18 protein-coding genes are annotated in these 20,432 nt (G+C 38.9%); 17 read left to right on the top strand and 1 reads right to left on the bottom strand.

Translation table 11 applies throughout. The features are described from left to right. Positions 1 to 380: 380 nt before the first annotated feature. Both VXK47_RS12540 and VXK47_RS12535 read left to right on the top strand, forming a co-directional pair. Positions 381 to 2,126, top strand: coding sequence for an ABC transporter ATP-binding protein (locus tag VXK47_RS12540; protein WP_435549126.1), 1,746 nt, complete (start codon positions 381 to 383; stop codon positions 2,124 to 2,126). Further along, entirely contained in the window at positions 2,116 to 4,110 is a 1,995-nt protein-coding gene (locus VXK47_RS12535; protein WP_435549125.1) for an ABC transporter ATP-binding protein, read from the top strand. The genes VXK47_RS12540 and VXK47_RS12535 overlap by 11 nt, the downstream gene beginning before the upstream one ends. Positions 4,111 to 4,358: 248 nt before the next feature. Here VXK47_RS12535 and VXK47_RS12530 read toward each other — a convergent pair whose 3' ends face one another. Continuing rightward, on the bottom strand, positions 4,359 to 4,631 hold the full coding sequence (locus VXK47_RS12530; protein WP_435549124.1) for an HU family DNA-binding protein: 273 nt from the start codon (positions 4,629 to 4,631) through the stop codon (positions 4,359 to 4,361). Between the two features lie 632 nt (positions 4,632 to 5,263). Here VXK47_RS12530 and pilM point away from each other — a divergent pair. From pilM to VXK47_RS12455, 15 genes are all read left to right on the top strand, one after another. Further along, complete coding sequence (gene pilM, locus VXK47_RS12525; protein WP_435549123.1) at positions 5,264 to 7,171, top strand: pilus assembly protein PilM; 1,908 nt, start codon at positions 5,264 to 5,266, stop codon at positions 7,169 to 7,171. Between the two features lie 17 nt (positions 7,172 to 7,188). Then, positions 7,189 to 7,728 carry a hypothetical protein gene (locus VXK47_RS12520; protein ID WP_435549122.1) on the top strand — a complete coding sequence of 180 codons (540 nt, stop codon included), beginning with the start codon at positions 7,189 to 7,191 and terminating at the stop codon, positions 7,726 to 7,728. Positions 7,729 to 7,749: 21 nt separating this feature from the next. Further along, positions 7,750 to 8,256 carry a hypothetical protein gene (locus tag VXK47_RS12515; RefSeq protein WP_435549121.1) on the top strand — a complete coding sequence of 169 codons (507 nt, stop codon included), beginning with the start codon at positions 7,750 to 7,752 and terminating at the stop codon, positions 8,254 to 8,256. A gap of 28 nt (positions 8,257 to 8,284) precedes the next feature. Continuing rightward, positions 8,285 to 9,865, top strand: a complete 1,581-nt coding sequence (gene pilQ, locus VXK47_RS12510) for a type IV pilus secretin PilQ (protein ID WP_435549120.1) — start codon at positions 8,285 to 8,287, stop codon at positions 9,863 to 9,865. Between the two features lie 20 nt (positions 9,866 to 9,885). Further along, positions 9,886 to 11,466 carry an AAA family ATPase gene (locus tag VXK47_RS12505; RefSeq protein ID WP_435549119.1) on the top strand — a complete coding sequence of 527 codons (1,581 nt, stop codon included), beginning with the start codon at positions 9,886 to 9,888 and terminating at the stop codon, positions 11,464 to 11,466. Continuing rightward, positions 11,463 to 13,175 carry a GspE/PulE family protein gene (locus VXK47_RS12500; RefSeq protein WP_435549118.1) on the top strand — a complete coding sequence of 571 codons (1,713 nt, stop codon included), beginning with the start codon at positions 11,463 to 11,465 and terminating at the stop codon, positions 13,173 to 13,175. Before VXK47_RS12505 ends, VXK47_RS12500 begins: the two co-directional genes overlap by 4 nt. Then, positions 13,172 to 14,407, top strand: coding sequence for a type II secretion system F family protein (locus VXK47_RS12495; protein ID WP_435549117.1), 1,236 nt, complete (start codon positions 13,172 to 13,174; stop codon positions 14,405 to 14,407). Before VXK47_RS12500 ends, VXK47_RS12495 begins: the two co-directional genes overlap by 4 nt. Position 14,408: 1 nt before the next feature. After that, positions 14,409 to 15,743, top strand: coding sequence for a sigma-54 interaction domain-containing protein (locus VXK47_RS12490; protein ID WP_435549116.1), 1,335 nt, complete (start codon positions 14,409 to 14,411; stop codon positions 15,741 to 15,743). A 284-nt stretch (positions 15,744 to 16,027) separates the two neighbouring features. After that, positions 16,028 to 16,495, top strand: coding sequence for a prepilin-type N-terminal cleavage/methylation domain-containing protein (locus tag VXK47_RS12485; RefSeq protein WP_435549115.1), 468 nt, complete (start codon positions 16,028 to 16,030; stop codon positions 16,493 to 16,495). A gap of 212 nt (positions 16,496 to 16,707) precedes the next feature. After that, positions 16,708 to 16,884: a type II secretion system protein gene (locus VXK47_RS12480; RefSeq protein ID WP_435549114.1), complete on the top strand. Its 177-nt coding sequence runs from the start codon at positions 16,708 to 16,710 to the stop codon at positions 16,882 to 16,884. 101 nt (positions 16,885 to 16,985) lie between these two features. Further along, entirely contained in the window at positions 16,986 to 18,119 is a 1,134-nt protein-coding gene (locus tag VXK47_RS12475; RefSeq protein WP_435549113.1) for an ATP-binding protein, read from the top strand. Positions 18,120 to 18,208: 89 nt separating this feature from the next. Next, positions 18,209 to 18,727, top strand: a complete 519-nt coding sequence (locus tag VXK47_RS12470; RefSeq protein ID WP_435549112.1) for a pilus assembly FimT family protein — start codon at positions 18,209 to 18,211, stop codon at positions 18,725 to 18,727. Next, entirely contained in the window at positions 18,717 to 19,460 is a 744-nt protein-coding gene (locus tag VXK47_RS12465) for a pilus assembly FimT family protein (protein ID WP_435549111.1), read from the top strand. The genes VXK47_RS12470 and VXK47_RS12465 overlap by 11 nt, the downstream gene beginning before the upstream one ends. Before the next feature lie 5 nt (positions 19,461 to 19,465). Next, positions 19,466 to 20,056 carry a prepilin-type N-terminal cleavage/methylation domain-containing protein gene (locus VXK47_RS12460; protein WP_435549110.1) on the top strand — a complete coding sequence of 197 codons (591 nt, stop codon included), beginning with the start codon at positions 19,466 to 19,468 and terminating at the stop codon, positions 20,054 to 20,056. Positions 20,057 to 20,058: 2 nt separating this feature from the next. Beyond that, positions 20,059 to 20,343: a hypothetical protein gene (locus VXK47_RS12455; RefSeq protein WP_435549109.1), complete on the top strand. Its 285-nt coding sequence runs from the start codon at positions 20,059 to 20,061 to the stop codon at positions 20,341 to 20,343. Positions 20,344 to 20,432 lie beyond the last annotated feature (89 nt).

Raw genomic sequence — 20,432 nt, 5'->3', positions numbered from 1 at the left:
TTTGCCAATAAGGCGTTTTGATTGCGACGCGGTAATCGCTTTGATAGACCGGATTCAAAAGAAAAACTATCGAGCCTATCTGTCCCATAGAAAAAAGAGGCTCGGACAATTGGTTAAAACATAAATATCGTTGTAGGGTTATAGTTGCATATAAATACTGTGCTCTAAATATATAAGTGTTTCTTGCAAACCAAACATAGTATCGTGTATCTAAAACGAGATGTGACTTATCCGGCACTGGCGCCATGTATCAGTATAGCAATTGTCATAATAATATTCCGATTACTTTGTTATAATTGGGCGTGGGTACGCATGCCCGAACGGAACGGAATTATGACAATTGCTATATCTGGCATCTGACTTAATTATTGGAATATGTTGTGAAATCTATTGAACTGATAAAGCCGTATTTTATTAAAAACCGTTTTATGATAGCAACCGGTATGTTATGCCTGATAGCTGTTGATTTTCTGCAGCTTATTATCCCCCGAATAATGAAACTTGCTATCGATGATCTTACTTTATTTCAGGCTGATACGAAAAAACTTGCCATATATGCCCTTTATATTATCGGCATTGCCATTTTAATGACCGTTTTCAGATACCTGTGGAGAAAATTTCTTATAGGTACTTCGAGAGTAGTGGAAGAAGGTTTAAGAAACAGACTGTTTGATCACATACAGTCTCTTTCTTCTCCTTATTTCGACAAAACCAAAACCGGCGATATTATGGCGCATGCCACAAACGATATAATGCATATCAGAATGGCAATCGGAATGGGAATGGTGGCCTTAACTGATGCGATAATCCTTGGTTTTTCCGCTATTGGTTTTATGCTTTATATTAACAGAACTCTTACTATGTTTGCCCTTATACCAATGCCCTTTATTGTTTTCGGGGCCAGATTTTTCAGCAGAAAAATGCACAGGCTTTACGGAGCGGTTCAGGAATCATTTTCAGAGCTTACCGAATCAGTTCGCGAACAGTTTGCAGGAATCCAGGTGATTAAGGCTTATACAAGGGAAAAAGAAGAAAGCCTTTTGGTTGAGGCAAAATCAAAAGATTATATAAAAAAGAATATAAAGCTTGTTAAAATAACAGGCTTTTTCTTTCCAATGATGCTCTTTTTTTCCAACATAAGTCTGGTCATAGTCTTGTATCTTGGAGGCAGGCAGACAATCTATTCGACGATAACCCCCGGTGATTTTGTGGCATTTATTAATTATCTCGCTCTTATAACCTGGCCCATGATGGCAATGGGCTGGGTTACAAACCTTGTACAGCGCGGGAAAGCATCCTTAGACAGGATAAACAGGATCATGGATACAACTCCTGAAATTTTTGATAAAAGCGATGCAAAAGCAATTAATGGCGATGCGGGGGAAATTGTCTTTGAAAATGTTTCCTTTTCGTATAAAGAAGGCGCCAAGCTGGTTTTATCCGATATTAACATCAGAATTGAAAAAGGAAAAATCACAGGAATTGCAGGGCCTCCCGGAAGCGGCAAAACAACTCTGTTAAGCCTGATTCCAAGGTTGTACGATGTTTCCGGAGGACAGATACTGATAGGCGGCGAAGACATACGCACGATACGCATTTTTGATATCAGAGATACCATCTCTTTCATGCCTCAGGAACCTTTTCTGTTTGATGGAACAATACGCGACAATATAACTCTCGGAAGCAAAAGCATAAATGAATCAAATCTGGAAATCCTGATGGAAAAAGCCTCGCTTCTGGAAACGGTAAAAAGCTTTCCCGCAGGTGTTGACACATTGGTGGGAGAGAAAGGGGTTATTCTTTCAGGAGGCCAGAAACAAAGAATTGCTCTTGCAAGGGCGCTGTTGGCCGATTCACCGGTATTGATATTGGATGATCCTGTAAGCCAGGTGGATGTTGAAACAGGCTCTGCAATAATAAATAATATAAAATCCATGGAAGGGAAAAAGACTATTATAATTGTATCACACAGGCTTTCCGCTCTTTGCTTTGCCGATCAGATATTAGTAATGGACGAAGGAAAAATTATAGAGTCGGGAGATCATGATTTGCTGATGAAACTTGGGAAATACTATGCAAAAACCTTCAGGATGCAGGAAATCGAAGAGGAAATGAATGCGCTTTGATTATGGTTATGAGGAAGAAAAGCTGGGCAAGCATTACGATTTGAATCTTTTGAAAAAGCTTTATTTTTTCGGCAAGCCTTACCGCAGGCTTTTTTTCCGGGCAATATTGCTGGTTGTATCAATCACCCTGCTTGATCTTTCACTGCCCTATGTAACAAAGGTTGCGATAGACAGATATATTGTTCCCCGAACAAGTGAACATGAAGTAAACCGCAAGCCTGATGAAAAGAAAATGCGATATTATAAGACGGATATAAGCGATCCGGATGTCCGCGGTATTTTAAAAAAATACAGGATTGAATATAATAAAGAAGAAAAATTCGCCTACATTTCTTATGACAAGTTTAGCAATATGGACAAAGGAGATGTATTTAAATTAAGGGCAAAGGATATTAATGGAGTCGGTCTTGCCGCACTTGTTCTTCTTGTTCTTGTAATTGCCGCGTTTTTTCTGGATTTTCTTGAGGTGATCCTGATGGAATATACCGGCCAGATGGTGATGCACGATTTAAGGATGCGGCTTTTTAACCACATTCAGGCGCTTCCTTTTTCTTTTTTCACACACAATCCCACAGGAAGACTTGTTACAAGAGTTACAAGTGATGTCCAGAATATGCATGAGTTTTTCACTTCGGTAATATCAGTTGTTTTCAAGGATATCTTTCTGCTTTTTGGAATCATGGTAGTTCTTATAAGTATAAACTGGAAATTTGCGCTTGTATCATTTACCGTCATGCCTTTTGTTGTATTCGCCTCCTTCAGTTTTTCAAACCAGGCCAGAGATGCCTTCAGAATTCTTAGAGTAAAAGTAGCTGAAATCAATTCCAAAATAGCAGAAACAATCGGAGGAATAAAGGTTATACAGCTTTTCAGAAAAGAAGGTGAAAATTATGAAAGTTTTGAAAAGCTCAATCATGAAAACTATATAGCAGGTATGAAACAAATACATGTTATGGCTGTTTTTATGCCGGTGATAGAGCTTCTTGGGTCAATTTCCGTTGCCCTTGTAATTTTTTACGGCGGAAGCAGCGTAATTTCCGAAAAAGTTACTTTAGGCGCACTTGTGGCTTTTATATCGTATATAAAAATGTTTTTCGGACCGATAAGAGATATCGCCGATAAATACAATATTCTTCAAAATGCAATGGCTTCGGCAGAAAGAATCTTTCTTATTCTCGACACTGAGAACGTCAGTGAGAACGGTTTAAATGACTATTATGAAAAAACTCATGATAACACTCTTATTGATAATAAAATAAATGGCAGGATAAACTCAATTGAATATAAAAATGTTTCATTCGGCTATGTTCCGGGTGAACAGGTGTTGAAAAACATATCTTTAAATATCAGAGCAGGTGAAAAAATAGCCGTTGTCGGACCCACAGGAACCGGGAAAACAACCTTTATTAATCTTCTGGCAAGATTTTATGAGCCTGATTCAGGAATTATCCTTGTAAACGGAACTGATATCAAAGAAATTTCCCCTGCTTTGCTCAGGTCAAAAATGGCGCTTGTTATGCAGGATTCTTTTTTGTTTTCCGGGACTGTGCGGGATAATATTGCAAGGGGTAAAAGCGGCATTACAGATAAAGAGATGGAGTATATTATTGATGCTTCAAATTGCAGAGCCCTTATAGAAAGACTGCCAGATGGCCTTGATACCGTACTTTCGGAAGGAGGAAAATCCATATCAAGCGGGGAGCGGCAGCTTATATCAATAGCAAGAGCATTGGCCCGTGATCCCGAAATAATCATGCTTGATGAGGCTACATCTTATGTTGATTCCGAAACTGAAAGCCGTATTGAAAAGGCAGTGGGAAACCTAATGGAAGGAAGAACCTCAATAGTAATCGCCCATCGCCTTTCAACAGCTCACAGGGCTGACCGGATTATCGTTTTGAAGAAGGGAATAATTGTCGAATCGGGTAGCCATGAAGAGCTGATGAGAATGAAAGGATTTTACTACAGGCTCAACAATATATAAGATTTATAAAAAGCTATTTTATGCTGTAAACGGCGGCCTGTCCTGAATCAAAAAGCAGTTTATTTATAGCCCTATATGAACAAATTAAATTATTAAATCTTTAAAAAAAAGCGATACTAAGCTGAATACCGGGTCATTGCCCGGGCAGATGGCTGAGTCCATAGCATCGTAAACCAATACCGGAAAACCGGATATTATTCCTGTATGCACCAGTCTGTTATTTTGCCGCCCGGGGATTTTATTAACGGTTATTCGCTTAACGCATCTTTTAATGCTTTTGCAGCAGAAAATTTTGCGGCTTTGCTTTTGTCAATTTTGATTTCTTCTCCTGTCTTCGGATTTCTTCCGGTTCTTGCCTTTCTCTCTTTTACTTTGAAAGTCCCGAATCCGGCCAGCTTGACTTCATCGCCATTTTTCAATGCAGCGGTCATGCTTGTAAAGATGCAATCAACAACAGCCTTTGCCTCTTTGGTGTTTGAAACAATTGCTGCAACTTCATTTACTAAATCAGTTTTATTCATATTTTCCTTTCTCCATATAAATAGTAAAAAGCTTATGTTAATATGAGCCAGTTTCAAAATGTCCCATTTAGGCCGATCTCTGCGTTGGGCTCAAATTTTAATCCTTGAAATACTAAATGTATTCCTGTGTTTAAAATTTTCGCCCGCCTTGACCTTGACCAAACTGAAACGTTTTGAAAGTGGCTCAATATGATTGAAAATAAAGCGATGAGATATGTAAATAACGCCCGTTTCTTTTCCATATATACTTTTTTAATTTCATAAGTCAATTAATTTGAGCAGCCCGATTCCTGACCGGTATGCAAATATTTTGTAATGACCATTCTTTTAGTATTTGTTATTAAGTTCATTAATATTGCCTGAAGTATCAACAAATACTACCAAAATTGGTATTTAAAAAATTGACACTACAGAAGATGTTTGATATGTTCTTAGCATTGTTAATAAATTGATAGAACTTGACTTCGGCCTTTACCATAAACGGCGGCAAATGATTTTTCCTGCTTTTTACTAAGCCGCCAATAATGAAAGAGAGAATATATTATATAATTTATTGATACATCCCAAGCGGTTGATTGATGCAGCTTAAATGATCTGAAGTAATATCTGAACTATTCAGGAGGAAGCATAATTTGTCCCGATTCAAAGAATCTACTTCAACCGAAAAACTGCTTGATTTGATCCGTAACAAAAAAATCGGTACTGTTGATCAGACTTCTCATGTGTTGTCTGATGTAAGCCCACAGAAAAAAGAAAGCAAAAGTGTTGTCTTTAATAATATTTTATCCGGAAAAGACACTGTAAGCATAGGCGTAGATATCGGGCATGAATGCCTAAGATTGGTCAAGACTGCAAGATCCTCTGATAAAAACCGTGTTTTTCTTGGCTATAAGATTATACCGTATACACACATAGCATCTAAAAAATCCCCTGAATTCGCTGATTTTATCAAATCCGAACTTTTAAAGTTTTTTGGTACCGACCGCAAGGTAAGCATATGGGCCAACATGTCGGCAGCACGCGTTAATGTACGCCATCTGAGAATTCCTAATGTACCAAAAAAACAAATTGAAAATGCCATCGCCTGGGCAATTAAAAGAGAAACTCCCTTTGATTATAAAGATACAACTCTGGATTTTGAGATTCTGGGAGAGATCAGTGAAGATAATATATCAAAATTATACGCTGTTGCCTATACGGCGCCTAAAGATGAAATCACCGAGATTAAAACATTATTTTCAAAAATTGACTTGCAGTTAAATGGAATATCCATCACTCCTTTTGCGCTCCAAAACATATTAAAAACTGTTCAGATTCCCGCTTTTGAAGGTACGGTTGCATGCTTGTTTATAGGCAATGATTTTTCACGCATTGATATTTATGCTCATGGCCAACTTGTTATGACAAGGGGCATCAGGGCCGGTACAAACAGTATGGTTGAAGCATTGATGGATGATATTTCAGAAGAGATGGATGACAGAGAAAGATTTAATAAAACAGAAGGCTCAAATGCAGCAGTACTTTCCAAAGAGATAAGAAAAGCATTATCAAGTCTTAGCCCCGACTCCGTTCCCCTGGAAGAAAATGATATCGGCTTTAATCTTACGGAAGAGGAAAAATTCAAGGCAATTGCACTTTCTTTGGAAAGGATTGTCAGACAGGTAGAAAGGACTTTTGAATATTATACTGCAAACCTCAAATATGAGAGGATTGAAAGAATTTATGTATCAACCGTAATGAACGTTTACATGCCCATAGTAAAATATGTCGGAGATCAACTTGGCATGGAAAGCGATATTCTTGATCCATTGAAATTTCAACTGCCGAATTTTAAAAGCCTTGCAGGAAATGCCTCGGTTTCGGACAGGGTAGCTCTTACTCCTGCCCTGGGGCTTGCTCTTTCGGATAATGATTACACTCCAAATCTGTTGTTTAGATATAAGGATAAGGAAAAGCTGGCCGGCACATTACGTATTACAAACGCCGTTTTTGCTTTATTAATGCTTATTGCCGTACCCTGTGGCGGGGTTTTCCTGTATCAGAATAGTACTATCAATAAAAATAAAGTAATAGTATCACAACTTGAAAAACAGATGCTTCAATATAAACCCTTTGTTGATAAGGGTTTGATATCAAATATAATTACAAGCTCAAAAGAAAAACAGCTCATAGCCGGAGAATATAGAAAGAAATACCTGCCAATGGCGGTTATCAGTGAATTAACCTCCCTGATTCCTGAAAATATACGGCTCATTAATCTTAAAGCTGATCTGGGAAGTCTTGAACCAGGCAAAGAACTTCTTAAAAATAATCATAACAATAAGCTAAGCAAAGAAAAAGCAGAAAAAAACCTGACTCTTGAAGGGCTTGTTCTGGGTGATGAATACACTCTTGAATCATCTTTGGCCGCCCTCATCATGAAACTGGATGAATCTCCAATGTTCGGGCAGATAAGCATTAAGCAAAACAGCATCAAACCACTTAAAGAAAATAAAGTTCTTCATTTTATGATAGAAATGGAAATAATGGACTATCAATAACGGGATAGAATTCATAAATGTACCAAATATTAAAAAATATGATGATTCCAAAGCGTACCCTGATCTATATGGCAGTATGCCTTTTTGGAATACTAATAACCGTATTTATAGGAATTATTCCAAATTGGTTTTCCAATATGAGACTTGATCGTAAAATATCTGAGTTGCAATTAAAGCTTGAGGAACAAAAACAAATTTATCCCGTATATGAATTATTGAAAAACAACGATCATCAAAAGTCTTCCATGGTATTGCCTTTTCCGGCAAAAAATGAACTATTGCGGGAATCTGTAGAATCATTTCCCGGCATCCTGAAAACTATTTCCAGAGAAGCAGGAATGGATGCGCTTTCAATATCACCGGATATTAATCTGCTTTCGTCCGGTTCAAAATTTCTTATTGTTGATGCTGTGATAAGAGGTGATTTTTTTGATTTTCGTAACTTGTTAATAGGCCTTGGCAAAGTGCCTTATTTAGACTCTGTGGAAGAGATACGGATTCAGCGGAAAAGGGATTTTATGGAATTTAAGCTTAAAATCCGGCTGGTTCTTGCTTAGAAACAGGAGGTTATAGGATTTATGGGAAATCTGACAAAACAGCAGATTATAATACTTTCCGTAACAGCTGTTGTAGCATTATACGGCGTTTATGATTTTTTTATAGCTCCACGGGCAAAATCCGTATCCTACAGCATGAAAAACGAATCTTCGGGACTGGAGACTTTTCTATCCGGTATAACGGCAACAATAACAAAAGGATCGGTAACTGCCGCCGATAATTATACAATAAAACGTGCTGAGACAAAATGGAAGCATGATCCGTTTTATGACCAGAAATCCTATTCGGATTGGATTAAGTCTGAAAAACATGAAACGGAAAGTGATTTACAATCAGAACCGAGCTTTAATTATTCCGGTTATATTAGTATGGGCAATAAAAAAATAGCCATTATTAACGGAATTGAATATGAACCCGGTGATAATCTGGAAATGGAAGGGTATGTTCTTGAAAAAATTTATCCGGATAAGGCTATAATTGTAAATAAAAAAACTCAGTCAGGTTTTGAAGTCTCTTTGCAGGATTAGTCTCATCAGGTAAAGGTTGGGGGTAACTTTGACTTATAAAAATAATTGGTTCATGGTTGTTGCTGCTATTCTTATGGTTACAATAACAGGTTGTGCCAAAGATGTGGCATTGCAAAAAGATCCCTTTTTTGAAAAGTGGGAAACCATGGCACAGACATCCAGAGGCCATTCTCCGGCTTCTGAACTAAAAGCCATAGAATCCACGGAAATGAAACCGGGAGATAAAACATATCCGGCTTCAGAGGTAATCGAACAATCTGATAAAAAAAGTCTTCCTGCGAATAAAATAAACCTGAAGATGCGTCAGGCCGATGTAAATGCGATTATTCGGGCTATGGCCAAGACCGAGGGTCTGAATATATTAATAAAGAATGAGATTAAAGGAGAAGTCACAATTGATTTTCATGAAGTCCCATGGGATCAGGCTTTTTTAAGCATCCTGCGTAACCAGGGTTTGGATTATGTGTGGGAAGGCGATGTTATCAGGGTTATGACAACAGAAGATCTGGAGCGGGACTTAAAGAGAAAAACCCAACAGATGGGCATCAGCCAGGTAGAGCCGTTTGTATCCAGAATAGTTGATATAAATTACGCTGATGCCAAGGGGCTTAAAGATAATCTTTTGGAATTTCTGACTAAAGATAAAGATGGGAAACCAAGAGGTTCGATCCGGCTTGATGAGCATAATAATGCTTTGATAATTCAGGCTATAAGAGAAGACATAATGAAAATTATGCCAATCATAGAAGAAATCGACAGGCCAACTCCGCAGATCCTGATTAAAGCAAATATAGTGGAAACAACACAGGATACTGCCCGTAATCTCGGTATTCAGTGGGGCGGCATGTACAATCCCCGCCTGGGTAATCACGACCTGTGGGTATCACCCGGCGGTTCAACGAATTCAACCACACCAACAAATCCGATATCGGGTAATTACACGCCTTCATACGGTTCCACCAGTCTGAGTTCTCAGGGATTTGGCATCAATTTCCCGGCGTCTATGTCGGATGCAGCGTCAGGCACTTTGGGCCTTATGTTCGGCACCATTGGTGGAAACATACTTGAAATGCAGTTAAGCGCTCTTCAGAACAATGGAAAATTAAACATTCTCTCCAGCCCGTCAATAACAACTTTGGACAACCAGACGGCTTATACGGAAAATGGGGAACGAATCCCATATGTTACTGAGGAAACAGGCACTACGGGTTCAATTACCAAATCGGTAAAATTTGAAGATGTTGTTCTTCGCCTGGAAATCAAGCCCCATGTGATTGACAGTAAAAATCTTAAAATGGAGGTTCTTGTAAAAAAGAATGAAGTGGACAACAGCAGAAACGTGTTGGGGAATCCATATATAATAAAAAAAGAAACAAAGACTACTCTGATTGTAAAAAACGGGGAAACCATTGTGATTTCAGGTCTGACCAAACAGAAAAAACAGGATTCCGAAAACAGCGTACCTGTATTAAGGGATATGCCGTTGTTTGGGCGGATGTTTAAGGGAACAGGCAAAAGCAAATCAATGGAAGAGGTCCTCATATTCATAACTCCGACAATACTGCCAGTAGAAACAGCTATTGCAGTTTCGGAAAACATAAAAAACTAACCCTTTCTATCAAAGAGACAATGGATTATTTCAGAATCTTAAATTTAAATAAGGAGCCTTTTTCAAACTCGCCTGAACCTGGATTCTTCTTTCAGTCCATGAAACATTTAGGCTGCCTGCAAAAGATGGAGCTGTCTGTGCGCCTTCGCAGGGGATTGAATGTGGTTATCGGCGATGTGGGTACAGGAAAAACCACACTGTGCAGGCAGCTTATATTAAAATTTTCCGGATCTGAGAATGACGGCAATGAAATTGAAACCCATCTTCTTATGGACCCCGGTTTTACAAATCCCATCGAATTTTTAACAGCAATAGCAATATCTTTCGGGATACCGGCATCTCAAAGTTTTGAAAGCCAATGGCAGTTTAAAGAAAATATTAAAAAATATCTTCTGCAAAAAGGTATTGATGAAGATAAAACTGTTGTTCTCATTATTGATGAAGGGCAAAAGCTGCCGGATTTTTGTATCGAAATACTTCGCGAATTTCTCAATTACGAAACAAATGAATTTAAACTGCTGCAGATTGTAATATTTGCACAAAGAGAATTCGAGCAGACTTTAAAAAATCATAACAATTTCGCTGACCGGGTTAATCTTTTTTACTATCTTAAACCGTTAAATTTCAGGGAAACTCTTGGCATGGTCAGATACCGTATTGCTAAAGCCGGCAATACGGGTAAATCGCCGTCATTATTTACCTATCCAGGTTTATGCGCCCTGTATTTTGCTACAAAAGGCTACCCGCGTAAGATTGTAACGCTGTGCCATCAGGTTATTCTTGCACTTATTATTCAAAACCGTTCAAAGGCAGGCTGGTTTGTCGTTCGTTCCTGCGTGAAAAGGGTTTCGGTAATACATAAAAAAGGTTTTGGATGGATTATGGCCGCAACTATCACAGCTTTATCTGTGGTTTTAATATCATCGGCTTTTTTTTTAGTTGAAACAGCCGATATAAAACCAGCGAAAACTATACAGGATATGGAGGCATATAGAAAAAAGATTCCGGCATCCAAACCTGTTGAACCCGGTTTGACTCAAAAGGATGCTTTACAGGAAACTGCAGCTCAGATTCCCGGTGAAACACCTGTGCAGGAAAAGATAATGCCGGATCTTATCGGAAAATTTACCATTAGAGATGGTGAAACTGCCTGGGGCATATTGAAAGACTTTTACGGAGATTTTGACAACGAACTTTTTAAGAAAGTTGTTCTCGCAAATCCGCATATTAAAAATCTCAACAAGATTACAACCGGGGAGGTTTTAAACCTTCCGGCCATTTCTGCGGAATCAAATCCCCTGCCTTTGGGAAAATACCTTGTCAGGGTTGCCGCTGATGAAAACATCCAAAAAATTTATGAGTTATACAACGAATATAAACAATTGCTGCCTTCTCTGGAATTTCTTCCTTACTGGAACAGAACCGAAGGTATGGTTTTTGCTATTTTTTTGAAAGACGGATATGAAAACACAGACTCAGCAAGGAGTATAATAGACAAATTGCCTCAGCCGCTTGCATTAAATGCAAGCATTTTGGGGAAATCAGATGATGAAACATTGTTTTTTGCCGATAAAAAAGACAGGAGATTCCGGACAAAGTGACCATAATTTCTAAGAAAAAATTAGGAGAGATTCTTCTGGAGGAAAAACTGATTACAGAAGAGCAGCTTAACAATGCTCTTGATGAGCAGAAAAACAATAAACTGAAATTGGGTCAGTTTCTTATCAGGCGCGGAATAATCAGTGAAGATCAGATGGTTGATCTTCTGGGCAGGCAGTTAAAGATAAGAAAATATCATCCGGATTTATATCCCTTTGACATTGAACTGTCTCAGCTTATTTCCATAGAACACGCTCAGAGATACCGGCTGGTGCCTTTAAATAAAAAAGGACGTCTTTTAACCGTTGCAATGCTTGATCCCATGGATATCAATGCTATGGATTTTATCGAGTCTACAACTGATTGTGAGGTTGAAGTAGTGATTTGCGCTGAGCGCGAATTTAATAATTTAATAAGCGGGCTTTATGGTATCCAATCCGGTATCAGCGGCATACTGGAAAATATAAATATTGAAACCAAGGTGGTTACCGAAAAAGAGGAAGAGGAAATTTCTCAGGATTTACAGCTGGCTTATCTTCAGGATATGGCCGGGGAGGCTCCTGTTATAAGAATTGTAAACTCCATTTTTGTGCAGGCAATCCGTGAAGGAGCCAGTGACATCCATATAAGTCCGCAGCAGGATAATATTCAGGTGCGTTTCCGCATAGACGGCAAGCTTCATGAAGTGCCGTCCCCTTCAAAATCAATGTTTTTACCTATTGCAGCCAGAATAAAGATACTTTCCAATGTGGATGTAACCGTCACCAGAGTTCCGCAGGACGGCCGTTTCACTCTCAGAATGGAAAATAAAGAAATTAATGTGCGCGCATCTTTCATACCTATAATTTATGGGGAAAATATAGTGCTGCGGCTTTTAGATACCAGTGCGGGCGTCTATTCTTTGGACCGACTTGGTATAAATAAAGATGATATTGAGAAAATCAGGGCTGTTATTTTAAAACCTTATGGTATGATCTTAAGCACCGGTCCTACCGGAAGCGGCAAGAGCACAAGCGTTTATGCTCTGCTTAATGAGCTCAACAGTCCTGACAGCAATATTATGACTCTTGAAGATCCGGTAGAGTACCGTATCCAGAATATAAGACAGGTTCAGCTGAACAGTAAGGCAGGAATGACATTTGCCAGCGGTCTCAGATCAATCCTGCGACAGGATCCTGATATAATCATGGTCGGAGAAATAAGGGATGCCGAAACAGCAGCGATCGCGGTGCAGGCCGCCCAGACAGGCCACAGGGTATTAAGCACGGTTCATACGAATAATTCCGTAGGAGCAATTACAAGATTTATTGATATGGGTATAGAACCGTTTCTTCTTTCTTCAACCCTTCTGATGTGTATTGCACAAAGGCTGGTCAGGACCGTTTGCCCTTATTGCAGGGAGTCATATAGTCCTCCGGAAAAGGTGCTTACAACCTGGGGCGTTAAAAACTGGAATTCGGCGAATTTTCAGCGCGGGAAGGGATGTAATCAGTGCCTGAATACAGGATACAAGGGAAGAACCGGCATATTTGAGGTTCTTATTTGCGATGAAATGGTGCGCGATATGATTATTAGGAAAAGTGCGGCACATGAAATTACACGTAAGTGTATAGAGGCAGGAACATTAAAAACTTTACAATATGACGCCGGCGAAAAGGCTCTTAAAGGAATAACGACTCTTGAAGAAGCCGGTTCGGCAGTAATTATGTGACAGGTAAAATAATAATGCCCAATTATTCCTATCAGGCTATAGATGCAAGGGGAGCTGTTGTAAGGGGTGATATAGAAGCAAACTCTTCCGATGAGGCGGCAGGTATGATAGCTGATAGAGGGTATGTTCCCTATGAATTAAAAGAAAAAAAAGCAAAGACAAGTGAATCAGGCCTGGCATTTAAAATCAACCGCAGTGTTAAACTCACTGATTTGATTATATTTACCAAGCAGTTTAGATCTTTATTTAAAGCCGGGGTTCCACTGGTAAAAACTTTCCAGGTGCTTGAAGCCCAAACCGAAAGCCAGGTTTTAAAAGATGCAATAATTTCGATTTCAAACAATATCAGGGAAGGTACATCTTTGTCTGTAGCCATGGGCAATCATCATAAAATATTTTCGCCTTTATATTGCAGTATGGTAAGGGCAGGAGAGATAAGCGGAACTCTGCCGGAAACACTTGAACGGCTTATTTACATGATTGAACATGAAGGAAAAATCAAGGCGGATATCAAATCAGCCTTACAGTATCCCATGATCGTTACTATAGCTCTGACCAGCGCTTTTTTTTTGCTGTTAACTGTTGTTGTTCCCAAATTTGCAGCAACATTCTCCAGGGCAGGAATTGATCTTCCGGTGCCTACCAAAATAGCTATTATGCTTCATCATTTTATATCAAACTACTGGTTTTTAATATTTGGCTTTGGTTTTGCGATCATATTTGCGCTCCGGATCTGGCTGAAAACGGAAAACGGGAAGTATATAAAAGATTCAATTATTTTAAGAATCCCTGTAATCGGACCGCTGTTCATAAAAGCTGCAATGTCACGATTTGCAAGTATATTCGGAATATTGCAGGCAAGTGGCGTACCGGTGATGAGCGCCATGAAGATTTTATCCGGAGTAATAGGCAATTCGGCCATTTCAAGGGAATTTGATCGTGTTCGCGAACATATGCGGGAAGGGCAGGGGATTGCAGTTACTCTGGAGTCAGCAAAATATTTTACACCAATGGTTATTAATATGGTTGCCATTGGTGAGGAGACAGGAAATATCGAAGAGATGCTTCATGAGGTATCTATCCATTATGATGAGGAAGTTTCTTATGCCGTTAACGGGCTTTCCGAAATTATAGGACCTGTTCTGGTTGTGGGTCTTGCGGCTGTTGTAGGATTTTTTGCCCTTGCTATATTTCTGCCCATGTGGGATATGACCAAGATGGTAAACAATTGATATGAAAAAGAAATACTTTCAGGTAAGTCTGTATATACTGGTGCCGTTCATACTAAGCGGACTTTCGCTACTGTGGGTAATTTTAACCGGTCGCATTGCATATGAACAAGGTGCAAAGGTTTCGGATACTTCATTATTTATATACTGGGAGATGCTTGTCTTTACAATCAGCTTTATGATCAGTTTGTTCATTATCTGGCTTTTATTAAGACCCGTAACCAATTTTATAAAAAAAGCGGAAAAACTTCCCGTTTTCCCCAAATCTCCCAAAAAGAGTGACAACGATACAAAAGATACTTTGGAACATTTTACCCAGGTATTTGACCAGATTGCAAATATTTTAAGCAAAGTTGAAGCTGAAGAAATGTTTCCCAAAATTATAGGCCAGAGCAAAGTTATGAGAGGGGTTTTTACGCAGCTTTTAAAGGTTGCGCCTACTGATACTACGGTTCTGATTTTAGGTGAAAGCGGTACCGGGAAGGAACTTTTAGCTGAAAGCATATTTGACCACAGTCTGCGCAGAAACGGGCCGTTTGTAAAAATCAATTGCGTGGCAATACCTGAAAATTTGCTTGAAAGTGAGCTTTTCGGCTATGAAAAAGGTGCATTTACCGGTGCAACATCCCGGAAAATCGGAAAATTTGAAATAGCTGACGGTGGCACAATTTTTCTTGATGAAATCGGAGATATGCCTCTTTCCACTCAGGCGAAGATATTACGTATATTGCAGGAAAAAGAATTGCAGAGAGTCGGAAGCTCCAAAACGATCAAAGTTGACATCCGGTTCATAGCTGCTACGAATAAAGATCTTCCTGAAATGGTAAAGCAGGGACTTTTCAGAGAAGACCTGTATTACCGGATTAACGTTTTTTTCATACAGCTTCCGCCATTAAGAGAAAGAAAAGAAGATATACCTTATCTTGCAGAAAAGTTTCTTAAACAAAATTTCAAATCGGTAACTCTTTCGGAAAGGGCTCTTCAGATCATAACAGCTTATAACTGGCCCGGTAATATAAGAGAGTTGAAAAATACTTTGGAAAGAGCGGATGTATTAACGGAAACGGACGTAATTGAGCCGATGCATCTTCCTTCACACATCACAAAAGATATCAGTGCCAGCAAAATAATAAATGAACTGCCGGATAATATTTCTATAGATGATCGCCTTTGCGAAATCGAAAAGGGATTAATCATTGAAGCCATAAACCGTACGGGAGGTGTTCAGGTAAAAGCTGCACAGCTTCTTGGTATCAACCAAAGAAGCCTGTGGCATCGTATAAAAAAGTACGAAATCGATGTGGCTGCCTTAAAACAATCTACAAAAAATGTAGATTAAGCATCATTTCGTGCAATATAATTGCCATTAAACCTGGATTTCGTTGATTTTGCATTCAAAGTTGCAGGGGGGTCCGGTTTATTTAATTGCTATTAAATATAAATAATATAGGTTAGTTATGCGTTATATTATATATGTGTACCGAACCTTTACCTCCTGACAAATGGTATTTTGTTGGTAATCAGTACTTATTTGGCATGACATATGCTTAATGAATCAATCAGGGAACAAAAAACTTGTACAAATTTATTTACGGAAGGAGCAATCAAATGGTGGAGGTTAATATGAAGGCAAAAAATAAAATTACAAACATGATAAAAAATGAGGAAGGTTTTACTCTGATTGAAATAATAGCCGTTCTCGTTATTCTGGGCATTCTGGCCGCAGTTGCAATTCCTAAATATCTGGATATGAGAACGGATGCTATTAAAAAAGCAGCAGCTGCCGCTGCCAGCGAGTTAAACGCCCGTGAAAGGCTTGCATTGGCGAACTGGAAGTTAAAAGGTTGTGCTGGCGTCTATCCAGTCTTGAACAAAATTGATGAAAAATGTACAGGTACAGGAGCTGCAACAGACCCTCTTGTCGATGGACCTTCAAGTGATCTGGGCCCGGACTGGCCTGGTTCCGCAGCGCTTACAGTATCAGGAGGAAATTTGTCTTTTCAAGGCAAAATAGTGACTTTAGAAAGAAAGAAAGCCGTTGATACTGATGAAAACGAAGCCTATTACTGGACGGTAACAACCGTAAACTGATCAGTTGGCAGCTAATTTTTATATTAACCTCTATCCCGGAAGGTAATGTTGCTAAACTAAGGCTTTGTTATAAATATTTATGGCTAATGTATGGAATCTGAAATTAATAATTTATTATTTTTTTTACAGTATTTATAAAATGAAACTGTAAAAAAAGCTTAAAAGTGAATCGTGTATCTGAGCGGATTTAGTCAAAAGATCACGATTCACGAATGAAGCAGGAGGGTTTTTATAAAGACGAAAAATCAGGTCGTATGATTAAATTCAGCTTTAATAAAAATGGTTTTACGATAATTGAATTGGTAGTCGTATTGATTCTTCTTTCCATTTTTACCCCCGTTGTTATGAGCAGATTCATTTTACATGATAGACGACAAAGAAAACCTTAATTTAAATCATATATTTCAATATATCAGTTGGATACATATATTAATCATAATTTATGGATTTAGAATCCGGATATTTTGACAAATTTATGGAATTGATGTATATGACAAACATGATTAAACGGAAATATGATATTGTCGACTTTATCAAACCCCAAAAGGTTCTGGTGATCTTTGGCCCCAGGCGAGTGGGCAAAACCACCTTGCTCAATGATTTCCTGTCCCGCACTACGCTGAAATTCAAGCTGGATTCCGGCGATAATATTCAAATCCAGCAGGTTTTGAGTTCTCAGGACTTCAGGCAGATTCTTGACTATGCAGCCGGTTACGAACTTATTGCCATAGATGAAGCACAACAGATCCCAAATATAGGGATGGGGTTAAAGATTTTAGTCGATCAAATGCCGAATTTAATCGTTATTGCAACCGGATCTTCTGCTTTTGATCTGTCCGGTGCTATCGGTGAGCCGTTGACCGGTAGAAAAACCACAGTTGTCTTATATCCCTTAGCTCAATTGGAATTGCTTAACCTTTACAACTCCTTTGAGCTTAGAGCTAAACTGGAAGATTTCCTGATTTATGGTTCTTATCCGGAGATTGTGACCGCAAATACCAGCCGGGACAAAATCGCCCTTCTGGAAGAGGTTGTAAATTCCTATCTGCTAAAAGATGTTCTTAAACTTGACAGGATCAAAGGAGCTAAGCTGCTCCTGGACCTCCTGAAACTGCTCGCCTTTCAGATCGGCTCTCAGGTTTCATTGAATGAGCTGGCCACACAGCTTCGGATTGATGTAAAGACAGTCGGGCGCTACCTGGATATTTTTGAAAAAGCTTTTGTTATCAAAAGGATTGGTGGATTTAGCCGAAATCTTCGCTCGGAAGTTGTTAGCAAAGCTAAATATTATTTTCTTGATAACGGGATTCGCAATGCCGTTATTTCCCAATTTAATTCCATAGATAACCGAAATGATATTGGCCAGTTATGGGAAAATTTTCTTGTAACGGAACGATTAAAAAAATGCACTTATCAGGCTCTGTACGGCACCTTTTATTTCTGGAGGACTTACGCCGGTCAGGAATTAGACTGGGTTGAAGAGCGGGAAGGCCGCCTTTTGGGCTATGAGTTCAAGTGGTCGGGAAAAAAGAGAAGGAAGCAGCCCAAAGATTGGCTCAAGGCTTATGGTAACGCTGAGTTTCAGATGGTCAACCGGAAAAACTACATGGAATTCATTTTATAGAGATCTGAGGAATCCGGAACACGAGGAATATCTAATATAACTGTTTGTGAAGTTTGATTATTTATTTGGAAGTTTGATATTATCTGATCATGAAACGAAACGGTAAAACACACATAAATCAACAGGGTTTTACGATAATTGAATTGGTAGTCGTATTGATTCTTCTTTCCATTTTTGCCCCCGTTGTTATGAGCAGATTCGGAAACAATGATGCAGAATTAATCACTCAAACCGACACTTTAAAATCATATCTTCGCTATGCTCAGATCAAGGCAATGAACGATACCGTGCCATGGGGAATTAATCTTACAGGCAATACTGTTTATACTCTTTATAAAAAAGGGATTAAAGCTACAAACCCGCCATATTATCTTCCCGGTGAAAGCAATAAAAATCCTGCCGGTGATCCATTAATTCATACACTTACAAATAATATAACGCTTAAAACCGGTGTTGGCACCACAATAGCTTTCAACGAATGGGGAGTGCCTGTGGATGGTTCCGGCGCTCCTGTAATTTCAAATATCACAATCGAACTATCGGATGGCGCACAAACCAGAAGTATAACTGTCACAAAAAACACTGGATTTTTATTCCATGACTTTTAATAAATCCCATGCCCGATCCGGGTTTACCCTTATTGAAATCATAGTTACTGTTGTTATGGTAGCAATATTCGGCTCTCTGATAATTACTTTGTTTTCCGATTCATTTATCAAGAGCAGTGACCCGATGAAACGATTGCTTAAATCATCGGATTTAAGTAGAATAATGGCTAAAATTACAGCAGATTATAACCCATATCCAAAATGGAAAGCCTCGACGGATTATGCTGCCGGAAATAAGATAATGCCGGTGGAAATGAACGGAAGGTTCTATATCTGCACATCAGCAGGAAAAAGCGGTGCATCAGAACCATTATGGCACGATTATGGCGAGACATATGATGGGAATGCAAGATGGAAAGCAGGTATCTGGACTGCAACATCATATGCAACAGGAGGTGTCGTTATTCCTGTGAATCCTAATGGACATTTTTACCGCTGTATAAAAGTTGGAGGGTGTTCAACAGAACCGGACTGGAGTTCTACAGTATACGATGGTTCAACAGAATGGATTCGTCTTCTTGGATATTTAAACCTTAAGATCGGGCCTGCAGGAACTGCACAGGACAACACATATGACAAATATTATGTAGTTATGAACAGATTTGTCAAATTCGATTCTAATAATTTAATTCAGCCTATTGTAAGCGGTGATCGAGAAAATATGCTCCAGATTAAAATAAAAAATGATGAAGGTGAAACGCTTTCTGCGCTTTTTACCGCCAAAGAGGAATGAATCGTTTGATTGATAGGACAGCAATTAATAATCGGGGATTTACGCTTATTGAAATAATAACTTCAATAGCAGTTGTTGCAATAATTGCTGTTGTTGCAGGAATGGGAATTGCTGAAATAGCAAAAGGTTATATCTTATCAAAAAAGAATGCACAGACAGCCCAACATGCTCAGATTGCCATAGCGAGACTGAAAAAGGAATTTTCCTCACTCCGGTCTATCAAGTGCGGAAGCGATAAAAGCATTACTTACACAATCAAGAGAAATTCATCAGTACCGGAAGATATTACTACGATTTACTGGTCTGCTGCTGATAATTCTTTGTATTTAAATTCAAATTCTAACTGTCTTGACTGTTCGGTTTCATGCACGGGCGGTGATATACTTACCGGTAATGTAAGCACATTTGGATTGACCTATTGCACAAGTTCAGATGATATCAACAATTGTTCAACCACCTTTCCAAACGGTCCTGACTATACACCTGCAACAGTTTTGCTCATTAAATTTACATTGAAATTAAAGGGCTTTGAAGACACAGAGATATCTGTGGCAAATCCTGATATCGTAATTCTGAACAGGGAGACCGGGCAGTAGTTATGTTTAAATTTAATAAAAATGGAACAGCCCTTTTATTTGTGATTGTCGGGATTACCATGGCTGCTGCAATAGGGTTTGGGATGTTTTATATGACATCCACCTCAACATTGGGGCAGGCAAGCGGAAGCGGTATGAATCGCGCCTATTACCTTGCAATGGCGGGCAAAGATTATGCTCTATCTAACTGGCAGCCAAACAGCGGTGATTTTATTATATCCAATACGGAGTTATTTAACCTAACCCGGACAAGCCGGAACCAAGAATTTTTAGTTAAACCATGCTAAAATGAGTGTAACATTTTTAGCATGGAGGTTTAGTATGTTGATTACCGAACGATATAAAGAGCAAATCACGGGTGTTCTTTCATGTTACG

Source organism: Desulfobacterium sp. N47 (genome assembly GCF_051233685.1).
In the GTDB taxonomy this organism is placed as follows: Bacteria; Desulfobacterota; Desulfobacteria; order Desulfobacterales; family RPRI01; genus RPRI01.
Note: the sequence above shows the minus strand (reverse complement) of the source record. Positions and strands in the feature narration are given on the sequence as shown.